Source organism: Bacillus luti, assembly GCF_009739945.1.
Lineage (GTDB): Bacteria > Bacillota > Bacilli > Bacillales > Bacillaceae_G > Bacillus_A > Bacillus_A luti.
This window is the reverse complement of sequence record NZ_CP040336.1, coordinates 3,207,871-3,232,731: the sequence shown is the minus strand read 5'-3', so window position 1 is coordinate 3,232,731 and position 24,861 is coordinate 3,207,871. Positions and strand designations below refer to the sequence as shown.

Genomic DNA, 24,861 nt, shown 5'->3' with positions numbered 1-24,861 from the left:
TAAATATAGTTACACTTTTAATATAATAATAAACAACTGAGACGATTAAGGAGTGTTATATTTGGCAGAATTATTACAAGGCAAAAATGCTTTAATTACAGGAGCAGGTAGAGGGATTGGTCGTGCTGTAGCGATCGCATTAGCGAAAGAAGGCGTAAATGTAGGTCTATTAGCTCGTTCAGAAGAAAATTTAAAAGCTGTAGCGAAAGAAGTAGAAGCAGAAGGCGTAAAAGCTGTTATTGCGACTGCTGATGTATCTTCATTTGAAGAAGTGACTACTGCAATTGAGACGTTAAAAAACGGTTTAGGATCTATCGATATTTTAATTAATAACGCCGGTATTTCTAAATTTGGTAAGTTTTTAGAATTAGACGTAGCTGATTGGGAAAAAATTATTCAAGTAAACTTAATGGGTGTATATTATGCAACTCGTGCAGCTTTACCAAGTATGATTGAACAACAATCAGGTGATATCATTAATATTTCATCTACAGCAGGACAAAAAGGTGCACCTGTAACAAGTGCATATAGTGCTTCTAAATTTGGTGTTCTTGGTTTAACAGAATCGTTAGCGATGGAAGTTCGTAAACATAACATTCGTGTAACAGCTTTAACTCCAAGTACAGTAGCAACTGATATGGCTGTAGATTTAGGGTTAACTGATGGAAAACCAGATAAAGTAATGCAAGCAGAAGATATTGCAGAGTTTATCGTAGCGCAGCTGAAATTAAATAAACGTACATTTATTAAATCGGCTGGACTTTGGTCTACTAATCCATAGGAATTAAATTTATATTTAAAAGAAGGGATATCTATTCTGTAAGGGATAGATATCCCTTCTTTATTTTTGTGTATGAAACAGAATTTTCGGTATAATCAAAAGTGAATGGTAGAAAAGCATTGAGAAATTGAAGGGGATGGTATTTCCATGAGTATGATCGAGAAATGGACGGCTGTTGATCAATATATGAGTGATGTATTAATACCGAGAGATTCTACATTAGAAGAAGTTCTTCAAGAAAATGCTACAGCTAATTTACCAGCGCATGATGTATCACCAATGCAGGGGAAGTTTTTACAATTATTAGTACAAATTCAAGGAGCTCGAAATATTTTAGAGATTGGTACTCTAGGTGGATATAGTACGATATGGCTCGCAAGGGCATTGCCATCTGGAGGCCAGATTGTAACATTGGAAGCAAGTGAAAAACATGCTGAAATTGCACGTAGCAATATTGAACGTGCTAATTTGACTGATAAAATTGAAATACGAGTAGGATTAGCTTTAGATTCTTTACAGCAAATCGGAAATGAGAATTATGAACCATTTGATTTTATTTTCATAGATGCTGATAAACAAAATAATCCTGCTTATTTTGAATGGGCACTGGAACTATCACGCCCTGGCACCGTAATTATTGGAGATAACGTAGTACGTGAAGGAGAAGTTATTGACAGTACTAGCAGCGATCCTCGCGTACAAGGGATACGTCGTTTCTATGAGCTAATAGCTGCTGAGCCACGTGTAAGTGCTACAGCGCTTCAAACAGTCGGAAGTAAAGGGTACGATGGATTTGTAATAGCAGTCGTAAATGAATAACGAAAGGAGATGAATAGAATGAAAAAGATATTTGAAAAATTATAACATGTATCGTATACAACGCAGTTAGCTCGTGGACCTCCTATATAATAGCACTATATTTTATATAAAAAAATTGGAGGTTGTGAGTAGATGAGAACTGAAAAAGAAATGTTAGACTTAATTATAAATACAGCGAAAGAGGATGAAAGAATTCGAGCTGTCATCATGAATGGATCACGTGTAAATCCAAATGTGAAAAGAGATTGTTTTCAAGACTATGATATTATGTATGTTGTAAATGATATACAATCTTTTACGTCTAATCATAATTGGATTCATAGATTTGGAGCAATAATGATTGTACAAATGCCAGAAGAAATGTCATTAGTTCCACCAGATGGAGACGGGAAGTTTCCGTATTTAATGCAGTTTATGGATGGGAATCGGATTGATTTAACACTAGTTCCAGTTGAATTAATAAATAATTTCGTTGGACAAGATAGTTTAAGTAAATTGCTTCTCGATAAAGATAATTGTATGGAGGAATTCCCACCAGCAAGCGATAAAGATTACTTAATAAAAAAGCCTATAGAAAAAGAGTTTTTAGATTGCTGTAATGAGTTTTGGTGGTGTAGTACAAATGTGGCAAAAGGATTATGGAGAGAGGAACTTTCTTATGTGAAAGGGATGCTTGATGGCCCAGTGCGAGATATGTTAATCGTAATGCTAGAATGGCATATTGGTATGAAAACAGACTTTACAGTTAATACAGGGAAGTTTGGGAAGCATTTCGAACAGTATTTTGAAAAAGATATGTGGGAGCATTTTAAACAAATATTTTCAAATGCTGACTATGAAAATATTTGGGAGTCATTTTTTGTCATGGGTGATTTATTTAGGGCAGTGGCGAATGAAATTGCTAAAACATATGGATATCAATATCCGCAAGATGATGATGAAAAAGTGACGAGCTATTTAAAGCATGTGAAAGCTTTGCCGAAAGATAGTACATCGATTTATTAATATTGCATAGTGGTAAGACTGTCCTAATTATGGACAGTCTTATTTTTGTACATGAATAACGATTTCTCTAACAAAGTGCTGATGAATCACATATGAAATTTTAGGGAGGTTTTTATCATGTATTATTTTTATTTACCAGAAATGTTCGTTCCATTTCAATGGGGGTTAGAGCGAAATGTTTCGTATGCCTACGTGCCATATAACTCATTTTATTATGGAGACTATATAAGCTCATTGCCATACGCATATATTCCTCAAAATTATAAAGTACAAATGGAAGCAGATGAGCGTGGGTCGTGGACACCATTTTCATGGGTCGAAAAATATGCGTATGCATTTTCAGGACCGTACAATAAAGCGGAAGTCGCTCTTACATTTGATGATGGACCAGATTTAGTATTTACGCCAAAAATTTTAGATAAGTTAAAACACCATAATGTGAAAGCGACTTTTTTCTTGCTTGGTGAAAATGCAGAAAAGTTTCCGAATGTAGTAAAGCGTATTGCAAATGAAGGGCATGTAATTGGTAATCATACGTACAGTCATCCGAATTTAGCGAAAGTAAATGACGCTGAGTACCGTAATCAAATTATAAAAACGGAAGAAATATTAAAACGTTTAGCCGGCTATGCTCCTAAATTTATACGTCCACCGTATGGTGAAATACTTGAAAATCAATTGAATTGGGCAACTGAGCAAAATTTTATGATTGTACAGTGGAGTGTTGATACGGTTGATTGGAAAGGAGTAAGTGCTGATACGATTACAAATAATGTGTTAGGGAATTCATTTCCTGGTAGTGTCATACTGCAACATTCAACTCCAGGTGGGCATTTACAAGGATCTGTTGATGCGTTAGACAAAATCATTCCGCAGTTAAAAACGAAAGGGGCCCGTTTTGTAACACTTCCAAGCATGTTTCAGACATCGAAAGAAAGAAACTGAATGTGTTATAAATTGGAAAAAATAGGGTGGTGTCGTATAATGAGAGTGTAAGTTAGGGGGGATATTATTGATTGATGCACTAATAAACATAGGAATGAGCATATTGATTGGGGTTATATTTATACTTGCTGCTCTTATACTTCAAAAAAATCCACCGACAGATATTAACGCGGCATATGGTTATCGTACGAAACGATCTATGAAAAATAAGGAACTATGGGATGCGGGTAATAGGTATAGTGCAGAAATGATGAAACAAAATGGTTTCCTCATGATGTTGATTGGAAGTGTTATTAGCATACTGTTTAGATATCCACATACAATGATAGCGATTATGATCGTTATGCTGTTGTTAATTATTCGCCTATTTATACAAGTAGAAAAAAGATTGAAGCTCCTTGAACAATGATGATAAATCAAATAGGACTCCCGGATATTATAAGCTAGGAGTCCTATTTGATTTACAAACTATTATTTTTTAGCAATTCTTTTCCTTGTTCTATAACAAACTTATAGTATGCAAGATCATATGGATAAATATCTTCAAACGTTATTGTTATCGGATTATTGTTTAAAACAGAAATAGCTGTAAAAGATGAAATCTCTCTTTTTAATAGTTGTAGAAAAGAAGTTGCATGTATTTTCATCACATCGTCTACTTCTTCACCTGGTGCGAATGGAAGTGTATTGATGACGTTGTGAAAATACATATGACAAAACTCGCGATCAGTAAGATTTGAAATTTCATAATCTATTTTAAAGATTCCCTTGTATGTTAAATCAGTAGTTTGAAAGGAAAGCCCTAATTCTTCCTCAATTTCACGAAGACCACCAATTTGTACATCTTCATCATGCATAATATGTCCAGCTGAAGTAATATCCCATATACATGGAGCTTCTTTTTTATTTTTAGAGCGTAATTGGAAATATAAAAACATATCTTCATTATCTTTTTCTACAAACCAGCAATGAAATGTTTCGTGCCAATCACCGTCACGGTGCACTTCATCACGTAATTTCTTCCCAAGTGTATTTCTTTCAGAATCAAATATCGTTAACCATTCTGTCATTTTAATTCCCCTTTCTGCAAATTTTATTATACAATATTTGTATTGAATTTTGGGAAAATAAAGAAAAAAGGAGAGGTGTAAGTGGGGATAGAGAGTAAAGAAATAAAATCGATTATTTCAACAGAGGAAGAATTACGAGAAATATTAGGACAACCAAGTGAGCGTGCTTTGAAAAAAGTTATTTCATCACTAGACCATCATTGCGTAGATTTCTTGTCTAAATCGCCTTTTCTAGTATTATCTACTGCAAATAAATTAGGAGAGTGTGATGCTTCGCCGAGAGGAGATGCACCTGGATTTGTATATGTATTCAATAAAAATAAAATTGTCATTCCTGAAAGACCGGGTAATCGACGCATAGACTCTATTTTAAATATTATTTCAAATCCACACGTCGGGTTAATCTTTTTATCCCTGGTCTTGGGGAGACACTCCGAATAAACGGCCGAGCATATATTACAAGCGATGAAGAAATCTTAACAGAAATGCAGGCGAATGGACGCAATCCATCACTTGGAATTGTTGTTGAAATAGAAGAATGCTATATTCATTGCGCAAAAGCTTTTATTCGTTCTAAGATGTGGGATCCAGAATCTTGGTTAAATAAAAAAGAGTTACCTTCAGCAGCAAAAATGTTATTGGAGCATGCGAAGGTGAATGCTTCAGAAGAAGATGTTGCACGTTCTTTAGAAGAAAGTTATAGGGAAAGATTGTATTAAAAATTACTTTTTAAATATAGTGTTGGAGTATGAAATTTTAAACGTTTTAGAGTGAGACTGTAATATGAATATTGTTAGTTTGTATGTAATGAATAGATATGTAAGAGTAGAAATCTGTATGAGATGATTTGTTATTTTAAAATATAATAATTCATACTTTTAAAAATAGTGAAGAAAAATAGGCTTGCTTTTTAAAAAGTTGATAACTATAATAAGTTAACAAATAGACATGAACGAAAAAGTAACGATAAGGACATGAAATCATTTTTACGGTTTACAGAGAGGGAAGTCAAGGGTGTGAGCTTCCTAACACGAGAAATGGTTTTACCACCTTTGAACTTCAATAGTGAACGAGCAATCTAGTAATTATTGACGGAATCAGCCGTTATCTGAACTTGAGCAATCTAGGAGGAAATGCGTCTGGATTGGAACAAGGGTGGAACCACGAAAACACATTCGTCCCTTTCCTAGGGATGAGTGTGTTTTTTTATGAATTATCAGATTGAAAATTTAAAATAATTAAAAAATGGTATTGATTTTGTTTTTTATGCGAGTATAATGAGTTAACAAATAAACATGAACGAAAAAAGTAACGATAAGGACACGAAATCATTTTTACGGTTTACAGAGAGGGAAGTCAAGGGTGTGAGCTTCCTAACACGAGAAATGATTTTACCACCTTTGAACTTCAATAGTGAACGAGCAATCTAGTAATTATTGACGGAATCAGCCGTTATCTGAACTTGAGCAATCTAGGAGGAAATATGTCTCTAGGTTGGAACAAGGGTGGAACCACGAAGACACATTCGTCCCTTTCCTAGGGATGAGTGTGTTTTTTTATTACTTTGAAAGGAGGTGCTGTAACATGAAACGATTTGTACGTACGGAAATAACCACCACCTGCATGATTAAAAAGCAGAGCAAGGTGATTGATAGGGATAAATAATAAAATTGTAGGAGGAGATTAGAAGATGAATAATGTTATTAATGTTGGGGTAATCGGATTAGGTACGGTCGGAAGTGGTGTTGTCCATATTTTGAAAGAACATTATAAAAAAATTGCTCTTGATACAGGATATGAAGTAATGGTAAAGGCAGTCGTTGTACGTGACTTAGAAAAAGAACGTGATGTTTGTATTGATGGAATCGTAGTAACAAGTGATGTCGATGAAGTTCTAAATGATTCAAATATTGATATTGTAGTAGAGGTAATGGGCGGAATTGAAGAAGCAAAACAGCATATCATTAAGGCTTTACGAAATAAGAAGCATGTTGTAACAGCAAATAAAGATTTAATGGCTGTATACGGTGCAGAGCTTCTCCGATTAGCGAATGAAAATGATTGTGATCTATGTTATGAAGCAAGTGTAGCGGGTGGCATTCCAGTGTTAAGAGGATTAACAGACGGATTAGCTTCAGATCAAATTGAAAAAATCATGGGAATTGTAAATGGAACAACAAATTACATGTTAACAAAGATGAGTCAAAATGGATGGTCATATGAGGAGGCGTTACAAGAGGCGCAAAAATTAGGATTTGCAGAATCAGACCCGACAGCTGATGTAGATGGACTAGATGCGGCGAGAAAAGTAGCAATTCTTGCAAACTTAGGATTTTCGATGAATGTTTCATTAGATGATGTCCAAGTGAGAGGGATTCGAAGGGTAGAAAAAGAAGATTTACAAATGGCTGAAAAGTTAGGATTTACTATGAAATTAATTGGGAAAGCAGAGAAACAAGGATCAGCCATTCATTTAAGTGTAGAACCGACGCTTTTACCAAGTCGTCATCCATTATCGAATGTAAATAATGAATTTAATGCAGTATATGTTCACGGTCAAGCGGTAGGAGAAGTAATGTTTTACGGACCTGGAGCTGGAAAGTTGCCAACTGGTTCTGCTGTAGTAAGTGATATTATTTCAATCGTTAAAAATATGAATCAAGTTCCGAAAAATAAAAGTGCATTAAAAGAACCAGTGCCGTATGAATTACAAGGAGATGAAGAAGTCGTTTCGAAATATTTCTTACGTATTTCATTACGAGATGAACCTGGGATGTTACAAAAAATAACAGAATGTTTCGTTAATTACTCTGTAAGTTTAAAAGAAGTTATACAATTACCTTTAAATCGCGAACTTGCAGAAGTTGTTGTTGTGACACATCAAACTTCAAAGTATCAATTCGAACGAGTGTTAGGAGCGATAGAAGATGTCGCAAGTGAAATAAACAGTTACTACATTATTGAGGAGGAAAAACAATATGTATAAAGGATTATTAAAACAATATGCTTCTTATTTACCGGTGAATGAAAATACACCTGATGTTAGCTTAATGGAAGGAAATACACCCCTTATTCCGTTATTAAATATATCAAAACAATTAGGGATTCAATTATACGGTAAATATGAGGGCGCGAATCCGACAGGCTCTTTTAAAGATCGTGGTATGGTAATGGCAGTCGCAAAGGCAAAAGAAGAAGGTTCCGAGGCAATTATTTGTGCATCAACAGGTAATACATCAGCATCGGCCGCAGCATACGCGGCACGCCTTGGAATGAAATGTATTATCGTAATCCCAGAAGGAAAGATTGCACATGGAAAATTAGCGCAAGCAGTTGCCTATGGAGCTGAAATCATTTCAATAGCAGGAAATTTTGATGATGCACTTAAGGCTGTAAGAAATATTGCTGCGGAAGAGCCGATTACATTAGTTAACTCGGTAAATCCTTATCGTATTGAAGGACAAAAAACAGCAGCTTTTGAAATTTGTGACCAACTGCAAAGCGCACCAGATGTTTTAGCGATCCCTGTTGGGAATGCAGGAAATATTACAGCGTACTGGAAAGGCTTCTGTGAATATGAGAAAGAAAAAGGCTATAAGAAGCCAAGAATTCACGGATTTGAAGCGGAAGGAGCAGCTGCTATTGTAAAAGGACATGTAATTGAAGAACCAGAAACAATTGCAACAGCGATTCGCATCGGTAATCCAGCAAGTTGGTCATATGCAGTAGAGGCTGCTGAGCAATCTCGCGGTGAAATAGATATGGTATCGGATGAGGAAATATTACATGCATATAGATTATTAGCAAGATCAGAAGGAGTTTTCGCTGAGCCAGGGTCCAATGCTTCATTAGCGGGTGTAATTAAACATGTTCAATCTGGAAAAATCAAAAAGGGAGAAACGGTTGTTGCAGTTTTAACTGGAAATGGTTTGAAAGATCCTGATATCGCTATTTCTTCTAATACATTAGACATTGCAAGTGTTTCAAATAATATAGAACAAATTAAAGAGCATATAAAAGGGGTGATTATGTCGTGATACCATTAAGCGTTCGTGTTCCTGCTAGTACAGCGAATGTTGGACCTGGATTTGATTCAGTAGGAATAGCATTATCATTATATTTAGAGGTCATTGTAAAGGGGGCAGCTGATAAATGGCAAGTCATCCACTCATTTGAAGATTCAATTCCGACAGACGACAAAAATTTAATTGTTAGTACGGCATGTAAAGTGTGCCCCTCTTTGTCACCATATATAATAGAAGTTACTAGCAATATTCCGCTAACAAGAGGTTTAGGAAGTAGTGCATCAGCAATTGTAGCAGGAATAGAGCTTGCGAATCAACTAGGGAATTTGAACTTAACAACTGATCAAAAAGTTCAAATTGCTACAAATTTTGAAGGACATCCAGATAATGTTGCGGCTTCTATTTTAGGCGGAACAGTAATCGGTGCCTTAGATGGAAAGAATGTTTCGCTTGTAAGAATTGAGAGTAAGGAATTAGGCGTAATCTCTCTTATTCCAAATGAAGAGCTAAATACGGATGAAAGTCGATCTGTATTACCAGATATGTTTCCGTTTCATGAAGCCGTTAAGGCTAGTGCGATAAGTAACGTATTAGTAGCTGCATTATGTCAAAAGAAGTGGGAAGTTGTAGGTGAAATGATGGAAAGAGATCATTTTCACGAGCCCTATCGTTTAGAACTCGTACCGTTATTACCATCTATACGTAAATGTGCGAAAGAATTCGGAGCATACGGCACAGCGCTTAGCGGGGCAGGGCCATCTATTTTTATACTAACGCCGTATGAGAAACGTCAAGAAATTGCTGAGCAATTAGCAAGAGTATTTTCAGCTATGAAAGTATGTGAGCTTGAAATCGATCATACAGGGATTACTGTAAATAAGGAAGAACATATTGAATTATAAAGAGAGCTAGCATCGCTAGCTCTCTTTATGTTGTAAATATTTTTTAAATAGGCATATAAAATGAAAAATCATATTGTATAATTTAGTAAATAGTGCATTATTTTGGAGGTGATTATATGAGTAAAGAGTCACCAGAAGAAAAAAGAGAACGCATAAGGCAAAGTGAATTGAACAATAACCCTACTGGTTCTTTACATGATGGGCTCAATAGAGCGGAATCAGGTAGCCCTGTCGATATGACAGGGGGTATGAATTGGAGAAGTACAGGGGTAATCATTTTAGTGCTAATTTTAGGCTACATTATATACACTTATTTCTTCGGCTAAGGAATGCTTGTTAAAAATTTGATTTATTTCGTTTCATAATTTGTGAGAATGGAAAAACGCGGTTATTGTATTACATATACTTTAAGCGGAAGCAGGTTATAGTTGTTCATATACATTTATCCCGCTTTAATGGGCAGTAAGACCCCTACCTCAAAATTCAGCGAAAGCAAAGAAGTTAGGTGGGGGGCGGGCTGCCCATTAAAGTCCGATTGGTGAAGGCTAATAATCAGTGGGGGATGAAGAAAACCCCCACTGATTAAAGTTTCACTTTATTTTTAATACACGCAATAGAGCTAGCGATATGTTAGCTCTATTATTTTTTTGCCACATTCCTGTAACAAAGCTTCTGTATATTCAGTGGTGGAGGTGCAGAAGATGAAAAAAATGATAGCAATATGTCTTCTTACAACGATGTCATTTTCGACTTTAGTTGGGTGTGATATAAAAGGTAGTAATGCTGTACAAGAGTCTAAAATAAAGAAAGCGACGTATAAAGATTTTACGTACGATGTAAATCCAGAGACGTTCACGTTAACTGTAGAACATGATGGTGTAAAAGAACAGGCGTCACAACCCCTGCCGAAAATGAAAGTATCGAATGTGAAAAAAGAAAAGAATCGCACATCTTGGGAATATCCAGATGAAAAAGTAAAAGTAAACTTAGAAAAGAAAAAAGACCACTTAAATATTGAAGTGGAATCGACTGGTGCAGAAAGTTTTACATGGCCAAAAATACAAGCTGAAAATTATACACTCCCGTTATGGGAAGGTAAGCAAATTCCGAGTAATGATGAGAATTGGAAGAAGTTTTTAAAGGATGATGCATATTCATTTGCTGAATCATTTTCTATGAAGTTTTTCGCATTAAATGGTTTGAAATATTCAATTGTATATATTGCGAACAATATGTTTAATAATGAGGTGAAATTTCATTCGGATCCGAAAATCGGGTTTGATTTTACACATGAATTCCCGAGTATAAATAAAAATAAAACATATGGTTTTCAATTATATATGACAAACAATGATGCGGTAAGTATTGCTAAACTGTATAAGGATAATATTGCTCAAAAAGGTGAATTTAAAACATTACAAGAAAAGGCTAGAAAAAATAAAGAGATTGAAAAACTTTATGGTGCAGCTCATTTTTATTTTTGGAATCAAAATGGTTTGTCTGACAGTAATGTAAATTGGCCGAAGATAAGAGAGCAAATAAATAGTCCTCTGTTTAGTCATATAAAAGAGCTCATTCAAAAGAATAGTTCGGAGCCTGGAGAACTAAATGTATTTGAGCAAGTAAGTAAACAAGATTTCATTGATAAGTATCAAAAAAATGTTATTTTGCGTTATGTAAACGAAGTATTATCAATGAAGGAATTGTATAAAGAGGATGTTTTTCCGAAGGTTGACCAAAAGGCTAGTGAGTTATTAAAAAAAGGTGTAGATCACTTATCGAAGGCGGAACTGTATAACTTAAATAAGCATTTATTAAAGTCAGTACTCGGTGATTCAGTTGAAGATGTAAGTAAATGGGGAACCTCAGATGGAACGGGTATAATAAATGAAATGAAAGAAGCAGGAATAGACAAAGCGTGGATTGGCTTACCGAACTGGGAGCAAGGGTATATGCAGCCCGATTTTGTTACAGAAGCGAAGGAAGCAGGATATTTAGTGGGTCCGTATGATTCTTATCATTCTATTCACGAAAAAGGTGATAAAAATTGGAATACAGCTTCCTTTACTGATCCGTCGTTATATGAAGAGGGTACTGTCACGAAGAAAAATGGAGAAAAAGTACAAGGGTTTCTAGGAAGAGGTCGAAAATTAAATCCGACTTTATCGCTACCTAGTGTAAAAGAACGAATGAACGATATATTGCAAAATGGTCCTAAATATAATTCGTGGTTTATAGATTGTGATGCGACGGGCGAAATTTACGATGACTATTCGGCAAAACATATAACGACACAACAACAAGATTTAAAAGCAAGGTTACAACGAATGGATTATATTGCGCATGAAAAAGGGATGGTAGTTGGATCAGAGGGTGGAAATGATTTTGCAAGTAGTACGATTGCATTTGCTCATGGAATTGAAACGCCTGTAATTAAATGGGACGATGAAGATATGAGAAAAAATAAAACGAGTCCGTATTATGTCGGAGGATATTGGTCGCCAAATCAAAATGTTCCAGAAAAATATGCGAAGCAAGTGCCGTTAAAAGATGAGTATAAACAAGTGTATTTAAATCCAGTTTATTCAGTACCCCTATATAAATTAGTATACAACGATTCGGTAATTACAACGCATCACTGGGAATGGGGGAGTTTGAAAGTAAAAGATGAAGTAGAAAATCGTATGCTATATGAATTATTGTATAATGTTCCTCCGTTGTATCATGTGGATGAAGTAGAATGGAATAAGCATAAAAAAGAAATTAAACAGCATTTGAAAGTTTGGAGTGAGGTTCATAAAAAGGCAGTGAAAGAAGAAATGACGAATTTTGCATATTTGTCAGAGGATAAATTAGTACAATCCGCTTCATATGGAAAAGATATTAAAATCATTGTGAATTTCTCTAACGATGATGTGGAAATAGAAAAAACGAAAGTTAAAGCAAAATCAGCGTTAATTATTAATCATGGGGAGAAAATCTTGTATAAACCAAATTAATAAAATTAATATATATAAATTTAATGTTTATTTTATATAAATACTCTCTTGCCAAAAATAAGCACAAGAGTATAATGTGAAATGGAATACATTTTGGATTCATGAAGTAACCTTACAAAATTGTAAGGTAATTGAAAGGAAATTCAATATGAAGATTAATAGACTTACATTATACTAGGGAAAGAGAAAGAGAGGCGAATGGGTATGAGCTCTGAATTAGAACAAAATACGAGAAGTAATAAAAAACGTTCTAAAAGAAAGTCAATAAAATGGTTCATTATAATTCCATTTTTCTTACTTATTTTTGGAGGAGTAGGATATGGATCGTTAATATATAACAAAGCAAAAGCAGTTGTAAGTGATGCGTATGCACAAATTGATAAGTCATCGAAGCGTGATAAAGAAGTTGAACCTTTAAAGGATAACATTTCAATTTTAATCATGGGTGTTGATGGTAGTGAAATGCGAAAAAGTCAATACGGTGAAGCTGTTCGAACAGATGCACTTTTATTAGCGACAATTAATAAAGATGATAAATCTGTTAAATTAGTTAGTATTCCGCGTGATTCACGTGTGTATATTCCGTCTAGAAAAAAATTAGATAAAATTACTCATGCACATGTATTTGGTGGTGTGGAAAGTACACGAGATACTGTGGAAAGATTTTTAAATGTGCCAGTTGATTATTATGTGAAGTTTAACTTTGAGTCATTTGTTCAAATTGTAGATTCACTTGGTGGCATTGATATTGATGTACCGGTTACTTTCACAGAGCAAGATAGTAAAGACCAGGCAGGTATGATCCATTTAGAAAAAGGCTTCCAGCACTTAGATGGAGAACAAGCACTTGCACTTGCAAGAACACGTAAAATTGATAGTGATGCAATGCGTGGACAAAGACAACAACTTGTAATAGAAGCAATTGCCAAAAAAGCGATGTCTGTCCAATCAATTAGCAAAATGGGATCTTTACTTGATGCGGTTGATAAAAATATGAAAACGAATTTAACATTCGATGATATGCTTGCTATTACGAAAAATATGGCAGGATCTAACTTGGAAATGGAAAAAATGCAAATCGAAGGTACAGATAAGCGTATCGGCGGTATTTATTATTACATTCCAAATGAAAAAAATGTGAAAGACATTTCAAATAAGTTGAATCAGCATTTAGGTGTAACGCCAAAACCAGTTCGAAATGAATAGTATAAAAAAAAGATTGGCTCCGCCAATCTTTTTTTATGGGAATGTATTTGTAACTTTTCTATAACGTTTTTTTATTTTAGAAAAATAATAGTTAAATCATTTTAATTTATATAAACAAAAGGTGCAATTATACGATATACTAGAGAAGACGATTTGGAAATTGACTCCTAAAGAGGGAAAAAGGAAAATCTATTTCATCATTGTAAATAAAGAAGAAATAGGGACAATAATTTTGATAAAACTCCCATTATAATACATATGTAGTCTATTTATATAGTGAAAATAAAGTAAATAGATGTATAATTATATTGGGCGATTTATATATAAGATTAATAGGGAGAGGAATTCGATAGAATGGAAAAAGCTTTTAATATGAAACGAGTAGTAGTCGTTTTAATAGCGATTGCAGCAGTAGCAATTGGGTATTTCATGTTTCAATCTATTACTTCACCAGCAAAAGCTGTTGCGAAACAGGAAAATGTAGTTCAGCTTGCAAGTGAACAACCGAAAGTCGAAATGAATAAAACGGCACCGAGTCGTTTTAATGGAAAGGAAAGAAAAGTTGCTTACTTGACATTTGATGATGGCCCTGGGAAATATACGGCTGAATTATTAAATACGTTAAAACAACATGATGCGAAGGCGACATTCTTTTTAATTGGAGCGAATGTAAAAGAGTTTCCGGATTTAGTAAAACGTGAAAATGCAGAAGGTCATTATGTAGGGATGCATAGTATGACACATAATTTTGCTAAATTATATAAAAATGGCGAGTATGTAAATGAAATGAAAGAAGATCAAAGCCTAATCGCAAATATTATTGGAAAATCACCTAAATTAACGCGTCCGCCGTATGGTTCGATGCCTGGATTAAATGAAGGTCTTCGAAATAAAGTCGTAGAAGGCGGATTTAAAGTATGGGATTGGACAATTGATTCATTAGATTGGAAATATAATAAAATGCAAGTTGATGCAGCGGCTGCACAAATTGCTCAAAATGTATTAACAAATGCAACAAAACCACAAGAAGTCATTTTAATGCATGACATTCATCCGCAATCAGTAGCTGCAGTACCAGCAATTTTAAAGGGCTTAAAAGAAAAGGGTTATGAGTTTGAAGCTTATCATGAAGAGAGTCACTTCCCAGTGAACTTCTGGCATGATAACCGTATGTAATGGAGGAATGAACGTTGAAGTATGGAAAAGTAGCAGTAGTTGGAGCGTTATCAGTAGGGTTATTATCAGGTTGTTTCGGTGAAAAACCTGAAGAAAATCTATATACGGCTTTTGAAACAGCAGCAACACAAGAAAAATCTTTAGTTGATGAAGCGAAAAAATTAGAAAAGCTAGAGAAGCAAGGCCAAGAATTATATTCTCAAATTTTACAAGAAGGTAAAGACCATAATGAAGCGGTTACGAAAAAAATAGAGCAAGCTACTGCAAATGTAAATGATCGCGAAAAAGTATTGAAAAACGAGAAAGAAATGCTAGAAAAAGCACAGAAGGAAACGAAATCCGTTCAAAGTAATATAGAGAAGCTTGAAGATAAGAAGGTGCAAAAACAAGCGAAAGCGGTAGAAGAGTCTTATAAGAACCGTTATGATGCATTCCAAAAGATGAATGAAAATTATACAAAAGCATTAGCGACCGAAAAAGAACTGTATGAAAAATTAAAAGTAAAAGAAACGAAGTTAAAAGAGATTGGTGAAAACGTTAAAACTGTCAATGAGTTAAATGTGGAAGCACAAAAGTCGAAAGAGCAATTTAACAAGTATACAAAAGAGTATAATGACAGTAAATTAGCATTCTACAAAGATGCAGAGATTAAGATTAAAGAGCAAAAATAAAGAAACATCTTAATAGGAATAAAAGCCGGAAAAACATCGTTAAAAATGTTTTTTCGGTTTTTTGTGTTAAATGAATAGAAAAGGCTGGAATTGATATCATAAAAGAGTTATAGTGAATTATTCGAAGGGAATCATTGGAAAGTAAGGAGAATGAAATATGTCATATGAATTTTTACTCAAATTAGGTTTAGCACTCTTTTTAGGATTATTCATCGGGATAGATAGGCAGCTAAAGAATAAACCACTTGGTGTGAAAACAAGTATGGTTATTTCTGTCGCAAGTTGTTTAATTACGATGGTTTCAATTGAATCCGTGCATGTATATTCTGTTCCAGGACATACAAATATGGATCCAATGCGTCTAGCTGCTCAAATTGTTAGTGGGATTGGTTTTCTTGGTGCAGGTGTCATTTTACGAAGAAGTAATGACGTTATTTCTGGATTAACGACAGCTTCTATGGTTTGGGCTGCTTCAGCTTTAGGTATTGCAATTGGAGCGGGATTTTATATACAAGCGACGGTTGCTATGATTTTAATTATTTTAGCGATTAACGTACTTCCACATCTTGTGAAGATTGCAGGTCCATATTCATTGAGACAAAAGGACTTATCTATCAAAATTACTGTAAAAGAGCATCAAGAATTGGATGGTATATTTAAGCAAATTAAAAATTTAGGTATGCATGTGAAACGCGTAAAGATTAAAGATATAGATAGTGGAGCATATCAGCAACTGGAGATGGTTATTTTAGCTCCAGAAGACTTATATACAACTGAGTTATATAGTTCACTAAAAGAGATTGATCGTGTTGTTTCAGTTGAAGTGGAAAGTAGATAATTGTAAGAGGAAAAGAGTGAAGAAAATTCACTCTTTTTTATTTGGATTTTTAAGGGAATAACTTGATATAATGATGAATAAACAAGGGGGAGAAATGATGGAAGTACATATTAGAAGAGCGATGAAAGAGGATATATCAGGTATAGCAAAGGTACATGTTGACAGCTGGAAAACAACGTATAAAGGGATATTTGCTGATGGAATTTTAGAAAATGTAACATATGAGCAAAGAGAAAAACAATGGAAAAATATTTTTCAACAAGAAGATAAATACCAATATAGATTTGTAGCAGAGACGTTAGATGGGGCAATAATTGGATTCATTGACGGGGGAGTGGAAAGAAGCGGTGCATATAATTGTGATGGGGAATTATATGCGATCTACCTTTTACAAACGTATCAAGGAATGCAAATAGGACAAAAGTTATTTCAAGCTTTATTATCGGAATTAATAAAAAATGATATAAAATCACTTTTAGTTTGGGTCGTTACGAATAATCCTTCTAAAAAGTTTTATGAAAAATTTAATCCTGAAAAAATGGATACGAAATTTTTAGAGAGAGTACAGGTAGAAGAGACAGCGTATTGTTGGAGGGATTTGAATTTGTTATACAAACAGTTATATAGCTTAGTGTAAATAATAATATTATGTAAATAAAAAGTGGAGAAAGGTATACCAAATAAGGTATACCTTTCTTCACTTTTTGATGGATTTATAAAAAATAGTAGGTAATTAGTTTGAAAACAAGAATTTTTTTAGTGTATTTTTAACTAGATTAAAAAAAGAGAGAAAACAATAAAAATTAAATTAGATAAAAAAATTCTGAAATATACTATTGAATTGAATATCATTATCAATTAGAATCATAATTGATAACGATATTCAATTATTGTTTATTATATAAAATTTCGATAGCTTTAATATAAAGAGGAGGACCAGTATGCAGCATGCGAAACAAATCGCAGAACATGCAACATTACAAAGCTTTTTAAACTGTTATTTAAGAGAAACAGGGAGTGGAGAATGGATTACAGAGGATGAAAGAATGGAAAGTATGTTCAGTAATACATTGAATAGAGATACAGTCCCCACATATTTATGTTGTCGGCTATCGGCACAGAACGTTACTTTGTATGGAGAAGTTAAATATAAATCATCAACAGATCGCCATTTGTTTGGAGACCAATTCTATTATCAAATTGGAGATAGTAATTCTGTTATTAAAGCAGATTACGTTACAGTTATTACATTCTTAATAAAAGAGATGTCTATCAACTACGGAGAAGGGACGAATCCGGCTGAACTTATGCTTCGAGTTATTCGTAGTTGTCAAAATATTGAGGAATTTACAAAAGAGAGAATAGAAGATACATCTGTATTATATGGTTTTCATACAACTTTTATAGAAGCGGAGCAGTCATTATTATTTGGGCATTTAACTCATCCTACACCAAAAAGTAGACAAGGTATATTGGATTGGAAAAGTGCAATGTATTCTCCAGAATTAAAAGGGGAATGTCAGCTTCATTATTTTCGGGCACATAAAAGTATAGTAAATGAAAAATCATTATTATCAGATTCTACGACAACGATTATAAAAGAAGAATTAAGTAATGATGAGATGGTTAGTAAGGAATTTATAGCGAAGTACTGTAAGGAAGATGAATATTCATTAATTCCAATTCATCCGCTTCAGGCAGAATGGCTATTATATCAAGCTTACGTACAGGATTGGATAGAACAAGGAGTACTTGAATATATTGGACCTGCCGGAAAGTATTATATGGCAACATCATCACTTAGGACGTTATATCATCCCGATTCAAGGTATATGCTTAAGTTTTCATTTCCGGTGAAAGTAACGAATTCAATGCGTATTAATAAACTGAAAGAACTTGAGAGTGGTCTTGAAGGAAAGGAAATGCTAAATACAGCAATTGGTGAAGTTTTAGAAAAGTTTCCAGGCTTTGATTTTATTTGTGATCCAGCATTTATTACATTAAATTACGGAGCAGAAGAATCTGGTTTTGAAGTGATTATACGAGAGAATCCTTTTTATAGCGAACATGCAAATGACGCTACGTTAATTGCTGGACTAGTTCAAGATGCTATACCTGGAGAACGTACTCGCTTATCGAATATTATTCACCGCCTAGCAGATTTAGAAAGTAGAAGCTGTGAAGAAGTAAGTTTAGAGTGGTTTAGACGATATATGAATATTTCTTTAAAGCCGATGGTATGGATGTATTTACAGTATGGTATTGCATTAGAAGCTCATCAGCAAAATAGCGTTGTTCAGCTAAAGGATGGTTATCCGGTCAAATATTATTTCCGTGATAATCAAGGTTTTTATTTCTGTAATTCAATGAAAGAGATGCTTAATAATGAGTTAGCTGGTATTGGAGAACGTACTGGAAATTTATATGACGACTATATTGTAGATGAAAGATTTCGTTACTACTTAATTTTTAATCATATGTTTGGACTCATTAATGGATTTGGTACAGCTGGATTAATTAAGGAGGAAATTCTTCTCACGGAATTAAGATCTGTACTTGAATCGTTCCTTCCTTATAATCGTGAACCTTCTACCTTTTTAAGAGAATTGTTGGAAGAGGATAAGTTGGCATGTAAAGCAAATTTATTAACGAGGTTTTTCGATGTCGACGAGTTAAGTAACCCTTTAGAGCAAGCAATTTACGTACAGGTACAGAATCCGCTCGTGAGAGAAGTGGCTGTTCGCTCATAAATAGCGTTAAAATTTCACGTAATACAAATAATGGTATTTTTCGTAAGGTAGAGGGGGTTATAAGAATGGACATGTATCATTCGAAAATATTGAAAGCGCTTGAGTCAGACGATTACATTTCAGTACGAAGAAGAGTGTTACGTCAGTTAGTAGAATCGTTAATTTATGAGGGGGTCATTACGCCAGTTCGTATAGAAAAGGAAGAACAAATTCTTTTTCTTATACAAGGACTTGATGAGGACAACAAAAGTGTCACGTACGAATGTTACGGAAGAGAACGAATGACATTTGGACGTATCTCGATAGAATCATTAATAGTAAGAGTTCAAGAGGAAAAACAAGAAATACAATCAGTTTCGCAATTTTTGGAAGAAGTTTTTCGGGTTGTTAACGTAGAACAAACGAAATTAGATTCTTTTATTCAAGAATTAGAACAAACGATATTTAAAGACACGATTGCACAATATGAAAGAAATAATAAGGAAGAATACATTCAAAAATCTTACGATGAGTTTGAAAGTCATTTAATAGACGGTCATCCATATCATCCTAGTTATAAAGCGCGCATTGGATTTCAATATCGTGACAATTTTCAATATGGATATGAGTTTATGCAGCCAATAAAACTCATATGGATTGCAACGCATAAAAAACACTCCAGTGTAGGTTATGAGAATGAAGTAATTTATGACAAAATTTTAATAGAAGAGGTTGGTGAGCGGAAATTAGAAGAGTTTATGGAACGGATTCACAGTGCGGGATGTAATCCAAAACAGTACGTGTTTATACCTGTTCATCCTTGGCAGTGGGAGAATTTCATCATTCCGAATTATGCTAGTCATATACAGGATAAATGTATTATTTATTTAGGGAAATCAGAGGATGATTACTGTGCACAACAATCTATGAGGACGTTAAGAAATGTTACGAATCCAAAGAAACCGTATGTAAAGTTATCACTGAATATACTCAACACTTCTACACTTCGTACGTTGAAACCATATTCTGTTGTGAGTGCACCAGCTATATCGAATTGGTTACATGATGTTGTAAGTCAGGATTCGTATTTGCGAGATGAATCACGCATAATTTTGCTAAATGAGTTTTCGAGTGTCACGTATGATACGAATAAGAAATCAGTATATGGTTCATTAGGATGTATTTGGCGTGAAAGCGTTCATAAGTATTTGGATGCACAAGAGGATGCAGTTCCCTTTAACGGCTTATATGCAAAAGAGAAAGACGGTACACCAATTATTGATGCGTGGTTAAACAAATATGGGATAGAAAATTGGCTGCAATTACTTATTCAAAAAGCGATAATACCGGTTATACATCTTGTTGTAGAGCACGGAATTGTATTAGAATCACACGGCCAAAATATGATTTTTGTTCATAGAGAAGGGGTCCCTGTCCGTATTGCATTAAAGGACTTTCATGAAGGAATTGAGTTTTATCGTCCATTCTTGAAAGAAATTGACAAATGTCCGGACTTTACTAAAATGCATAAAACATATGCGAATGGGAAAATGAATGATTTCTTTGAAATGGATCGTATCGAATGTTTGCAAGAGATGGTATTAGATGCACTTTTCTTATTTAACTTAGGAGAATTAGCTTTCGTACTTGCGGATGAATATGGATGGAAAGAAGAAAGTTTTTGGATGATGGTTGTTGAAGAAATTGAAAATCATTTAAGAACATATCCACATTTGAAAGATAGATTTGAAAACATTCAATTATACACTCCTACATTCTATGCCGAGCAATTAACGAAGCGTCGTTTATATTTGGACGTGGAATCACTTGTTCATGAAGTCCCAAATCCATTGTATAAAGCAAGGCAACTTATCATACAAAAATCAGTTGTTACAGGGGGAAATTATGCTAATCGTTAATAAACAAGAGTATAACAAAAGTGATTTTGAATCGAGAGTACGAGTTTACGAGGAAATGGAACAAATCCAAGAAGCGATGGGGCATAGATTGGCACTTTGTTTGAAAGATCCATTTGATATTATTACACTTGTACTTTTCTTAAGAGAAAAGCAATCGTCTGTACTGCTTATACATGAAGATACGCCAAAAGATACGGCTATTGAAATGGCAAGACGTGCAAATTGTGCGGGGCTTTTATATGGAGAATATAGAGACTTCACAAAATTAGAAGTAGTGAAAACATTATTAGAAGAGCCTTCTTTATTACAATATAGCTCAGGAACCACGGGAGAACCGAAACTGATTCGTAGAGCATGGACGGAAGTTGATACAGAAATTACTGCTTATAATGAAGCTTTAAATTGCGAAATAGATGAAGTGCCAATCGTTATGGCTCCTGTTTCACATTCATATGGATTAATATGTGGTACGTTATCTGCGATTACGCGGGGGAGCAAACCGATTATCATTACGAATAAAAACCCTAAATTCGCATTAAATATAGTTCGCAATACAGAAAAACATATCATATATGCAGTACCACTTATGCTACATATTATGGGAAGTTTTCCACTAGGAACATTCCAGTTTCATAAAATTATGACATCTGGATCACCTTTGCCAGAAGCATTATTTTATAAATTAAAAGAAATGACAACGTATATGATGCAGCAATACGGTTGTTCTGAAGCAGGTTGCATTAGTATATGTCATGATATGAAAAGCCATTTAGATATAGGAAATCCATTAGCTCATGCGAGTATAAGCATAGGTTCAGATGAAAATATGCCTGAAGAAATCGTAGTGAAAATGAACGAGAAGGAAATTTTCACGAAAGATTTAGGATATAAATCTGAGCGTGGCCTTCATTTTATGGGGCGCATGGATGATGTAATTAACGTTTCAGGATTAAAAGTCTTTCCTATAGAGGTAGAAGAAACGATGCTTCGATTAGAAGGTGTCCAAGAGGCAATAGTATATCGAGGAAAACATCCTGTGATGGGCGAAATTGTTAAAGCGAAAGTGATCTCTCAAGTAGATCCCGTGCAAATAAGAGAATGGTGTATGGAGCACTTACCGTCTTATAAAGTTCCGCATGACATTGAAAGTGTAACTGAAATTCCGAAAAATAAAACTGGAAAAGTAAGTAGAAAGTTACTAGAGATGGGAGAGGTTACAGCATGAGACGAGAAGAGTTAAAGAATGCAGTGTTGAAAATTATGGAAGAAAAAATGGAATTGAAAAATGTAACGAATTTAGAAGAAACGATGCGATTAAATCAAGATTTATATATAGATTCGGTCATGATGCTACAGCTCATCGTATACATAGAAATGGATTTGAAGTTATGTGTCCCAGAGGATGAGGTAGATCCAAAGGCGTTTCTTACTGTAGGATCTTTACTTGATTTTATGGAGGAGTTACAGCCGTTACAAGAACTAAATATGAATAACTAACATTTTAGGAAAGTGGATGAGAATATGACTTCAATTAAAGTGCACTGCTTAGTGAGTTGTTTTTGTGAAATTATAAAAAGGCGTAGTGATATAGATTTTCGTCCATTTTATTTTGGATTATGGGATGGAGATTTTGATATAACAGAAGGCGGAATTATTTCATATCACTCTGAAAATATTAACCATGATAATTACTTACTTTGGTATGAAAAATTGTACGGTATTAAAGTGAACGAATGGTATGATCATGGAAGAGATAAAAGTAGTAATGTAGAAACATTTTTAGAATTAGTAGAAAACAAACCAGAGAATCGCTATGTAATTGTAATGGTTGATATGTCCCTATTACCTGAGAGGGAAAATAAATTCCATCAAAAACCGTTTCCGCATTATTTAATGATATCGAAGACAGAGAAAGAAGAAGAATGGTTCATGCTAGATCCTGATTTTCGCTGGGAAGGGAATATGGAAAGAGAAAAAGTGCTTCACTCTGTTCAAGATAACCCTTTTGGCGGAGGATATTTCATTGATGTAGAAGGAATTCAAGAACCAACACAAGAAATGGTAGCTAGTTATTTCACGGAAACATTCAAAAAGAAGGACAATGAACTGACTATGGAGCTGAAAAACTTAATTATAAAAATGGTAAATGAGGAAGAGGGGTATGAGCTTTCTAGGCTTGTAGCAGCAGTAAAACAAATTCCAGTACTTGCGATTCGTAAATATAGTTATGAGCATGCCTTTGCATACTTCCGTGAAACGTTACAATATTCAGAGAAAGAATTTGATTATTGGTGTGATCGAGTAGAAGATATTGTACAAGGATTTACAAATGTACAGTATCGTGCAATTAAAATGGCAATGACGAATAATAAAGGTATGCTAGTATCGATTGTTGAAAAACTGGATGAAATGAATGCAATTGAACTGCAAATTAAGGAAGAATTAGAGAAACAATTTCTATCGTGGAAAGCTATCAAAATAAATCAGTCTATCGTAACTCTTTAAAAAATTTACTGAATTTAAGATAAGGGAGTTTAAAGCTATGAAATATTCACTATGTACCATTTCATTTCGCCATCAATTAATTTCATTTACTGATATTGTTCAATTTGCATACGAAAACGGTTTTGAAGGAATTGAATTGTGGGGGACTCATGCACAAAATTTGTATATGCAAGAGCGTGAAACGACAGAACGAGAATTGGCTTTTTTAAAGGATAAAAATTTAGAAGTTACGATGATTAGTGATTATTTAGATATCCTTATCAGCAAATTTTGAAAAGACGATAGAGAAGTGTAAACAGCTCATAACGTTAGCGAATTGGTTTCATACAAACAAGATTCGTACGTTTGCTGGTCAAAAAGGGAGCAAAGACTTTTCGGTTCAAGAGAGGAAAGAGTATGTGAAGCGAATTCGAAAAATTAGTGATTTATTTGCTGAGCATAATATGTATGTACTGTTAGAAACACATCCGAATACGTTAACGGACACGTTGCCCTCTACTTTGGAATTATTAGAAGAAGTAAATCATCCGAATTTGAAAATAAACCTTGATTTTCTTCATATATGGGAGTCTGGTGCAGATCCAATAGACAGTTTCCATCGATTAAGACCGTGGATACAACATTATCACTTTAAGAATATATCCTCAGCGGATTATTTACATGTGTTTGAACCTAATAATGTATATGCAGCAGCAGGAAGCCGAGTTGGTATGGTCCCATTATTTGAAGGTATCGTAAATTATGATGAGATCATACAGGAAGTGAGAGGTACTAACTATTTTGCTTCACTGGAATGGTTTGGGCATAATGCGAAAGATATTCTGAAAGAAGAAATGAAGATATTAACAAATAGAAAATTAGAAGTAGTAACTTCATAAAGTGAAATGATGTAAGAGTCTCGTTTAGGAGACTCTTTTTTCTTGTATGAAAAAATAACCAAAAATTACCATGTATTTAAAATCGAATTTAACACAATTTATATATAAATAAGGAGGTGATCGGTAATGGCTAGAAATCGTAACGCTAATCAATTGGCATCACATGGAGCACAAGCAGCTCTAGATCAAATGAAATATGAAATTGCACAAGAGTTCGGTGTACAACTTGGAGCTGATACTTCTTCACGTGCAAACGGTTCTGTAGGCGGTGAAATTACAAAACGCCTTGTAGCGATGGCAGAACAACAGCTTGGTGGCGGATATACTCGCTAATTGTAGAAGGTTATAGGAGAAAGGAAGGATTCTTCCTTTCTTTTTTTTTCAATTAATTGG

General features: G+C 34.3%; 22 protein-coding genes, 3 pseudogenes and 2 other annotated features. Of the genes and pseudogenes, 24 read left to right on the top strand and 1 reads right to left on the bottom strand.

The window, feature by feature from the left end; translation table 11 throughout:
• Positions 1 to 61: 61 nt before the first annotated feature.
• The 5 genes from EUC40_RS16495 (at position 62) to EUC40_RS16475 (ending at position 3,959) form a co-directional block, all read left to right on the top strand.
• Positions 62 to 781 (top strand): 3-ketoacyl-ACP reductase, encoded by a 720-nt coding sequence (locus EUC40_RS16495; RefSeq protein WP_156576020.1) that lies wholly within the window; start codon positions 62 to 64, stop codon positions 779 to 781.
• A gap of 147 nt (positions 782 to 928) precedes the next feature.
• Complete coding sequence (locus EUC40_RS16490; RefSeq protein ID WP_156576019.1) at positions 929 to 1,600, top strand: O-methyltransferase; 672 nt, start codon at positions 929 to 931, stop codon at positions 1,598 to 1,600.
• 132 nt (positions 1,601 to 1,732) lie between these two features.
• Positions 1,733 to 2,605, top strand: coding sequence for an aminoglycoside 6-adenylyltransferase (locus tag EUC40_RS16485; protein ID WP_156576018.1), 873 nt, complete (start codon positions 1,733 to 1,735; stop codon positions 2,603 to 2,605).
• Positions 2,606 to 2,722: 117 nt separating this feature from the next.
• Positions 2,723 to 3,550: a peptidoglycan-N-acetylglucosamine deacetylase gene (locus EUC40_RS16480; protein ID WP_156576017.1), complete on the top strand. Its 828-nt coding sequence runs from the start codon at positions 2,723 to 2,725 to the stop codon at positions 3,548 to 3,550.
• Positions 3,551 to 3,620: 70 nt separating this feature from the next.
• Positions 3,621 to 3,959, top strand: coding sequence for an SdpI family protein (locus tag EUC40_RS16475; RefSeq protein WP_071712619.1), 339 nt, complete (start codon positions 3,621 to 3,623; stop codon positions 3,957 to 3,959).
• Positions 3,960 to 4,011: 52 nt separating this feature from the next.
• On the opposite strand, the gene EUC40_RS16470 is transcribed toward EUC40_RS16475, so the two are convergent.
• Complete coding sequence (locus EUC40_RS16470) at positions 4,012 to 4,620, bottom strand: NUDIX hydrolase (RefSeq protein WP_156576016.1); 609 nt, start codon at positions 4,618 to 4,620, stop codon at positions 4,012 to 4,014.
• Positions 4,621 to 4,701: 81 nt separating this feature from the next.
• Between EUC40_RS16470 and EUC40_RS16465 the strand changes: the two are divergent.
• The 19 genes and pseudogenes from EUC40_RS16465 to EUC40_RS16380 all read left to right on the top strand — a co-directional run bounded on the left by EUC40_RS16465 (position 4,702) and on the right by EUC40_RS16380 (position 24,801).
• Positions 4,702 to 5,339, top strand: a pseudogene (locus tag EUC40_RS16465) (pyridoxamine 5'-phosphate oxidase family protein).
• A 235-nt stretch (positions 5,340 to 5,574) separates the two neighbouring features.
• Positions 5,575 to 5,806 (top strand) — a binding site (T-box leader).
• A gap of 116 nt (positions 5,807 to 5,922) precedes the next feature.
• Positions 5,923 to 6,156, top strand: a binding site (T-box leader).
• A 154-nt stretch (positions 6,157 to 6,310) separates the two neighbouring features.
• Complete coding sequence (locus EUC40_RS16460; protein WP_071712517.1) at positions 6,311 to 7,606, top strand: homoserine dehydrogenase; 1,296 nt, start codon at positions 6,311 to 6,313, stop codon at positions 7,604 to 7,606.
• Positions 7,599 to 8,657, top strand: a complete 1,059-nt coding sequence (thrC, locus tag EUC40_RS16455) for a threonine synthase (protein WP_156576015.1) — start codon at positions 7,599 to 7,601, stop codon at positions 8,655 to 8,657. The genes EUC40_RS16460 and thrC overlap by 8 nt, the downstream gene beginning before the upstream one ends.
• Complete coding sequence (gene thrB / locus EUC40_RS16450; RefSeq protein WP_071712519.1) at positions 8,654 to 9,547, top strand: homoserine kinase; 894 nt, start codon at positions 8,654 to 8,656, stop codon at positions 9,545 to 9,547. The genes thrC and thrB overlap by 4 nt, the downstream gene beginning before the upstream one ends.
• Before the next feature lie 116 nt (positions 9,548 to 9,663).
• Positions 9,664 to 9,873 (top strand): DUF6366 family protein, encoded by a 210-nt coding sequence (locus tag EUC40_RS16445; protein WP_156576014.1) that lies wholly within the window; start codon positions 9,664 to 9,666, stop codon positions 9,871 to 9,873.
• A gap of 375 nt (positions 9,874 to 10,248) precedes the next feature.
• The gene (locus EUC40_RS16440) at positions 10,249 to 12,546 is read left to right on the top strand and encodes a glycoside hydrolase (RefSeq protein ID WP_156576013.1); all 2,298 of its coding nucleotides are present in this window, start codon (positions 10,249 to 10,251) and stop codon (positions 12,544 to 12,546) included.
• A 204-nt stretch (positions 12,547 to 12,750) separates the two neighbouring features.
• Entirely contained in the window at positions 12,751 to 13,752 is a 1,002-nt protein-coding gene (locus EUC40_RS16435) for an LCP family protein (RefSeq protein WP_156576012.1), read from the top strand.
• A 94-nt stretch (positions 13,753 to 13,846) separates the two neighbouring features.
• Positions 13,847 to 13,951 (top strand): annotated as a pseudogene (locus EUC40_RS27525) (sensor histidine kinase); the annotation flags it as partial.
• 155 nt (positions 13,952 to 14,106) lie between these two features.
• On the top strand, positions 14,107 to 14,928 hold the full coding sequence (locus EUC40_RS16430) for a peptidoglycan-N-acetylglucosamine deacetylase (protein WP_071712522.1): 822 nt from the start codon (positions 14,107 to 14,109) through the stop codon (positions 14,926 to 14,928).
• A gap of 14 nt (positions 14,929 to 14,942) precedes the next feature.
• The gene (locus tag EUC40_RS16425) at positions 14,943 to 15,599 is read left to right on the top strand and encodes a YkyA family protein (protein ID WP_156576011.1); all 657 of its coding nucleotides are present in this window, start codon (positions 14,943 to 14,945) and stop codon (positions 15,597 to 15,599) included.
• Positions 15,600 to 15,756: 157 nt separating this feature from the next.
• Positions 15,757 to 16,437 (top strand): MgtC/SapB family protein, encoded by a 681-nt coding sequence (locus EUC40_RS16420; RefSeq protein WP_071712524.1) that lies wholly within the window; start codon positions 15,757 to 15,759, stop codon positions 16,435 to 16,437.
• A 97-nt stretch (positions 16,438 to 16,534) separates the two neighbouring features.
• Positions 16,535 to 17,074: a GNAT family N-acetyltransferase gene (locus tag EUC40_RS16415; RefSeq protein WP_156576010.1), complete on the top strand. Its 540-nt coding sequence runs from the start codon at positions 16,535 to 16,537 to the stop codon at positions 17,072 to 17,074.
• A gap of 304 nt (positions 17,075 to 17,378) precedes the next feature.
• Entirely contained in the window at positions 17,379 to 19,187 is a 1,809-nt protein-coding gene (locus EUC40_RS16410; protein ID WP_156576009.1) for an IucA/IucC family protein, read from the top strand.
• 59 nt (positions 19,188 to 19,246) lie between these two features.
• A complete protein-coding gene (locus EUC40_RS16405) occupies positions 19,247 to 21,085 on the top strand; it encodes an IucA/IucC family protein (RefSeq protein ID WP_156576008.1) in 1,839 nt (612 codons plus the stop codon).
• Positions 21,072 to 22,310 carry an AMP-binding protein gene (locus EUC40_RS16400; protein ID WP_156576007.1) on the top strand — a complete coding sequence of 413 codons (1,239 nt, stop codon included), beginning with the start codon at positions 21,072 to 21,074 and terminating at the stop codon, positions 22,308 to 22,310. The genes EUC40_RS16405 and EUC40_RS16400 overlap by 14 nt, the downstream gene beginning before the upstream one ends.
• Positions 22,307 to 22,582, top strand: coding sequence for a petrobactin biosynthesis protein AsbD (gene asbD, locus EUC40_RS16395; protein ID WP_156576006.1), 276 nt, complete (start codon positions 22,307 to 22,309; stop codon positions 22,580 to 22,582). The genes EUC40_RS16400 and asbD overlap by 4 nt, the downstream gene beginning before the upstream one ends.
• Positions 22,583 to 22,606: 24 nt before the next feature.
• Positions 22,607 to 23,590: a DUF6005 family protein gene (locus EUC40_RS16390; RefSeq protein WP_156576005.1), complete on the top strand. Its 984-nt coding sequence runs from the start codon at positions 22,607 to 22,609 to the stop codon at positions 23,588 to 23,590.
• A 37-nt stretch (positions 23,591 to 23,627) separates the two neighbouring features.
• Positions 23,628 to 24,468: pseudogene (locus EUC40_RS16385) on the top strand (sugar phosphate isomerase/epimerase family protein).
• 126 nt (positions 24,469 to 24,594) lie between these two features.
• Positions 24,595 to 24,801 (top strand): alpha/beta-type small acid-soluble spore protein, encoded by a 207-nt coding sequence (locus EUC40_RS16380; protein ID WP_000113539.1) that lies wholly within the window; start codon positions 24,595 to 24,597, stop codon positions 24,799 to 24,801.
• Positions 24,802 to 24,861 lie beyond the last annotated feature (60 nt).

Coding starts and splice junctions, on each gene's coding strand:
- EUC40_RS16480 (WP_156576017.1), top strand. CDS start 2,723: ATGTATTATTTTTATTTACCAGAAATGTTCGTTCCATTTCAATGGGGG.
- EUC40_RS16445 (WP_156576014.1), top strand. CDS start 9,664: ATGAGTAAAGAGTCACCAGAAGAAAAAAGAGAACGCATAAGGCAAAGT.
- EUC40_RS16430 (WP_071712522.1), top strand. CDS start 14,107: ATGGAAAAAGCTTTTAATATGAAACGAGTAGTAGTCGTTTTAATAGCG.
- EUC40_RS16460 (WP_071712517.1), top strand. CDS start 6,311: ATGAATAATGTTATTAATGTTGGGGTAATCGGATTAGGTACGGTCGGA.
- EUC40_RS16410 (WP_156576009.1), top strand. CDS start 17,379: ATGCAGCATGCGAAACAAATCGCAGAACATGCAACATTACAAAGCTTT.
- EUC40_RS16400 (WP_156576007.1), top strand. CDS start 21,072: ATGCTAATCGTTAATAAACAAGAGTATAACAAAAGTGATTTTGAATCG.
- EUC40_RS16415 (WP_156576010.1), top strand. CDS start 16,535: ATGGAAGTACATATTAGAAGAGCGATGAAAGAGGATATATCAGGTATA.
- thrC (WP_156576015.1), top strand. CDS start 7,599: ATGTATAAAGGATTATTAAAACAATATGCTTCTTATTTACCGGTGAAT.
- EUC40_RS16470 (WP_156576016.1), bottom strand. CDS start 4,620: ATGACAGAATGGTTAACGATATTTGATTCTGAAAGAAATACACTTGGG.
- EUC40_RS16390 (WP_156576005.1), top strand. CDS start 22,607: ATGACTTCAATTAAAGTGCACTGCTTAGTGAGTTGTTTTTGTGAAATT.
- EUC40_RS16380 (WP_000113539.1), top strand. CDS start 24,595: ATGGCTAGAAATCGTAACGCTAATCAATTGGCATCACATGGAGCACAA.
- EUC40_RS16490 (WP_156576019.1), top strand. CDS start 929: ATGAGTATGATCGAGAAATGGACGGCTGTTGATCAATATATGAGTGAT.
- EUC40_RS16485 (WP_156576018.1), top strand. CDS start 1,733: ATGAGAACTGAAAAAGAAATGTTAGACTTAATTATAAATACAGCGAAA.
- EUC40_RS16440 (WP_156576013.1), top strand. CDS start 10,249: ATGAAAAAAATGATAGCAATATGTCTTCTTACAACGATGTCATTTTCG.
- EUC40_RS16435 (WP_156576012.1), top strand. CDS start 12,751: ATGAGCTCTGAATTAGAACAAAATACGAGAAGTAATAAAAAACGTTCT.
- asbD (WP_156576006.1), top strand. CDS start 22,307: ATGAGACGAGAAGAGTTAAAGAATGCAGTGTTGAAAATTATGGAAGAA.
- EUC40_RS16420 (WP_071712524.1), top strand. CDS start 15,757: ATGTCATATGAATTTTTACTCAAATTAGGTTTAGCACTCTTTTTAGGA.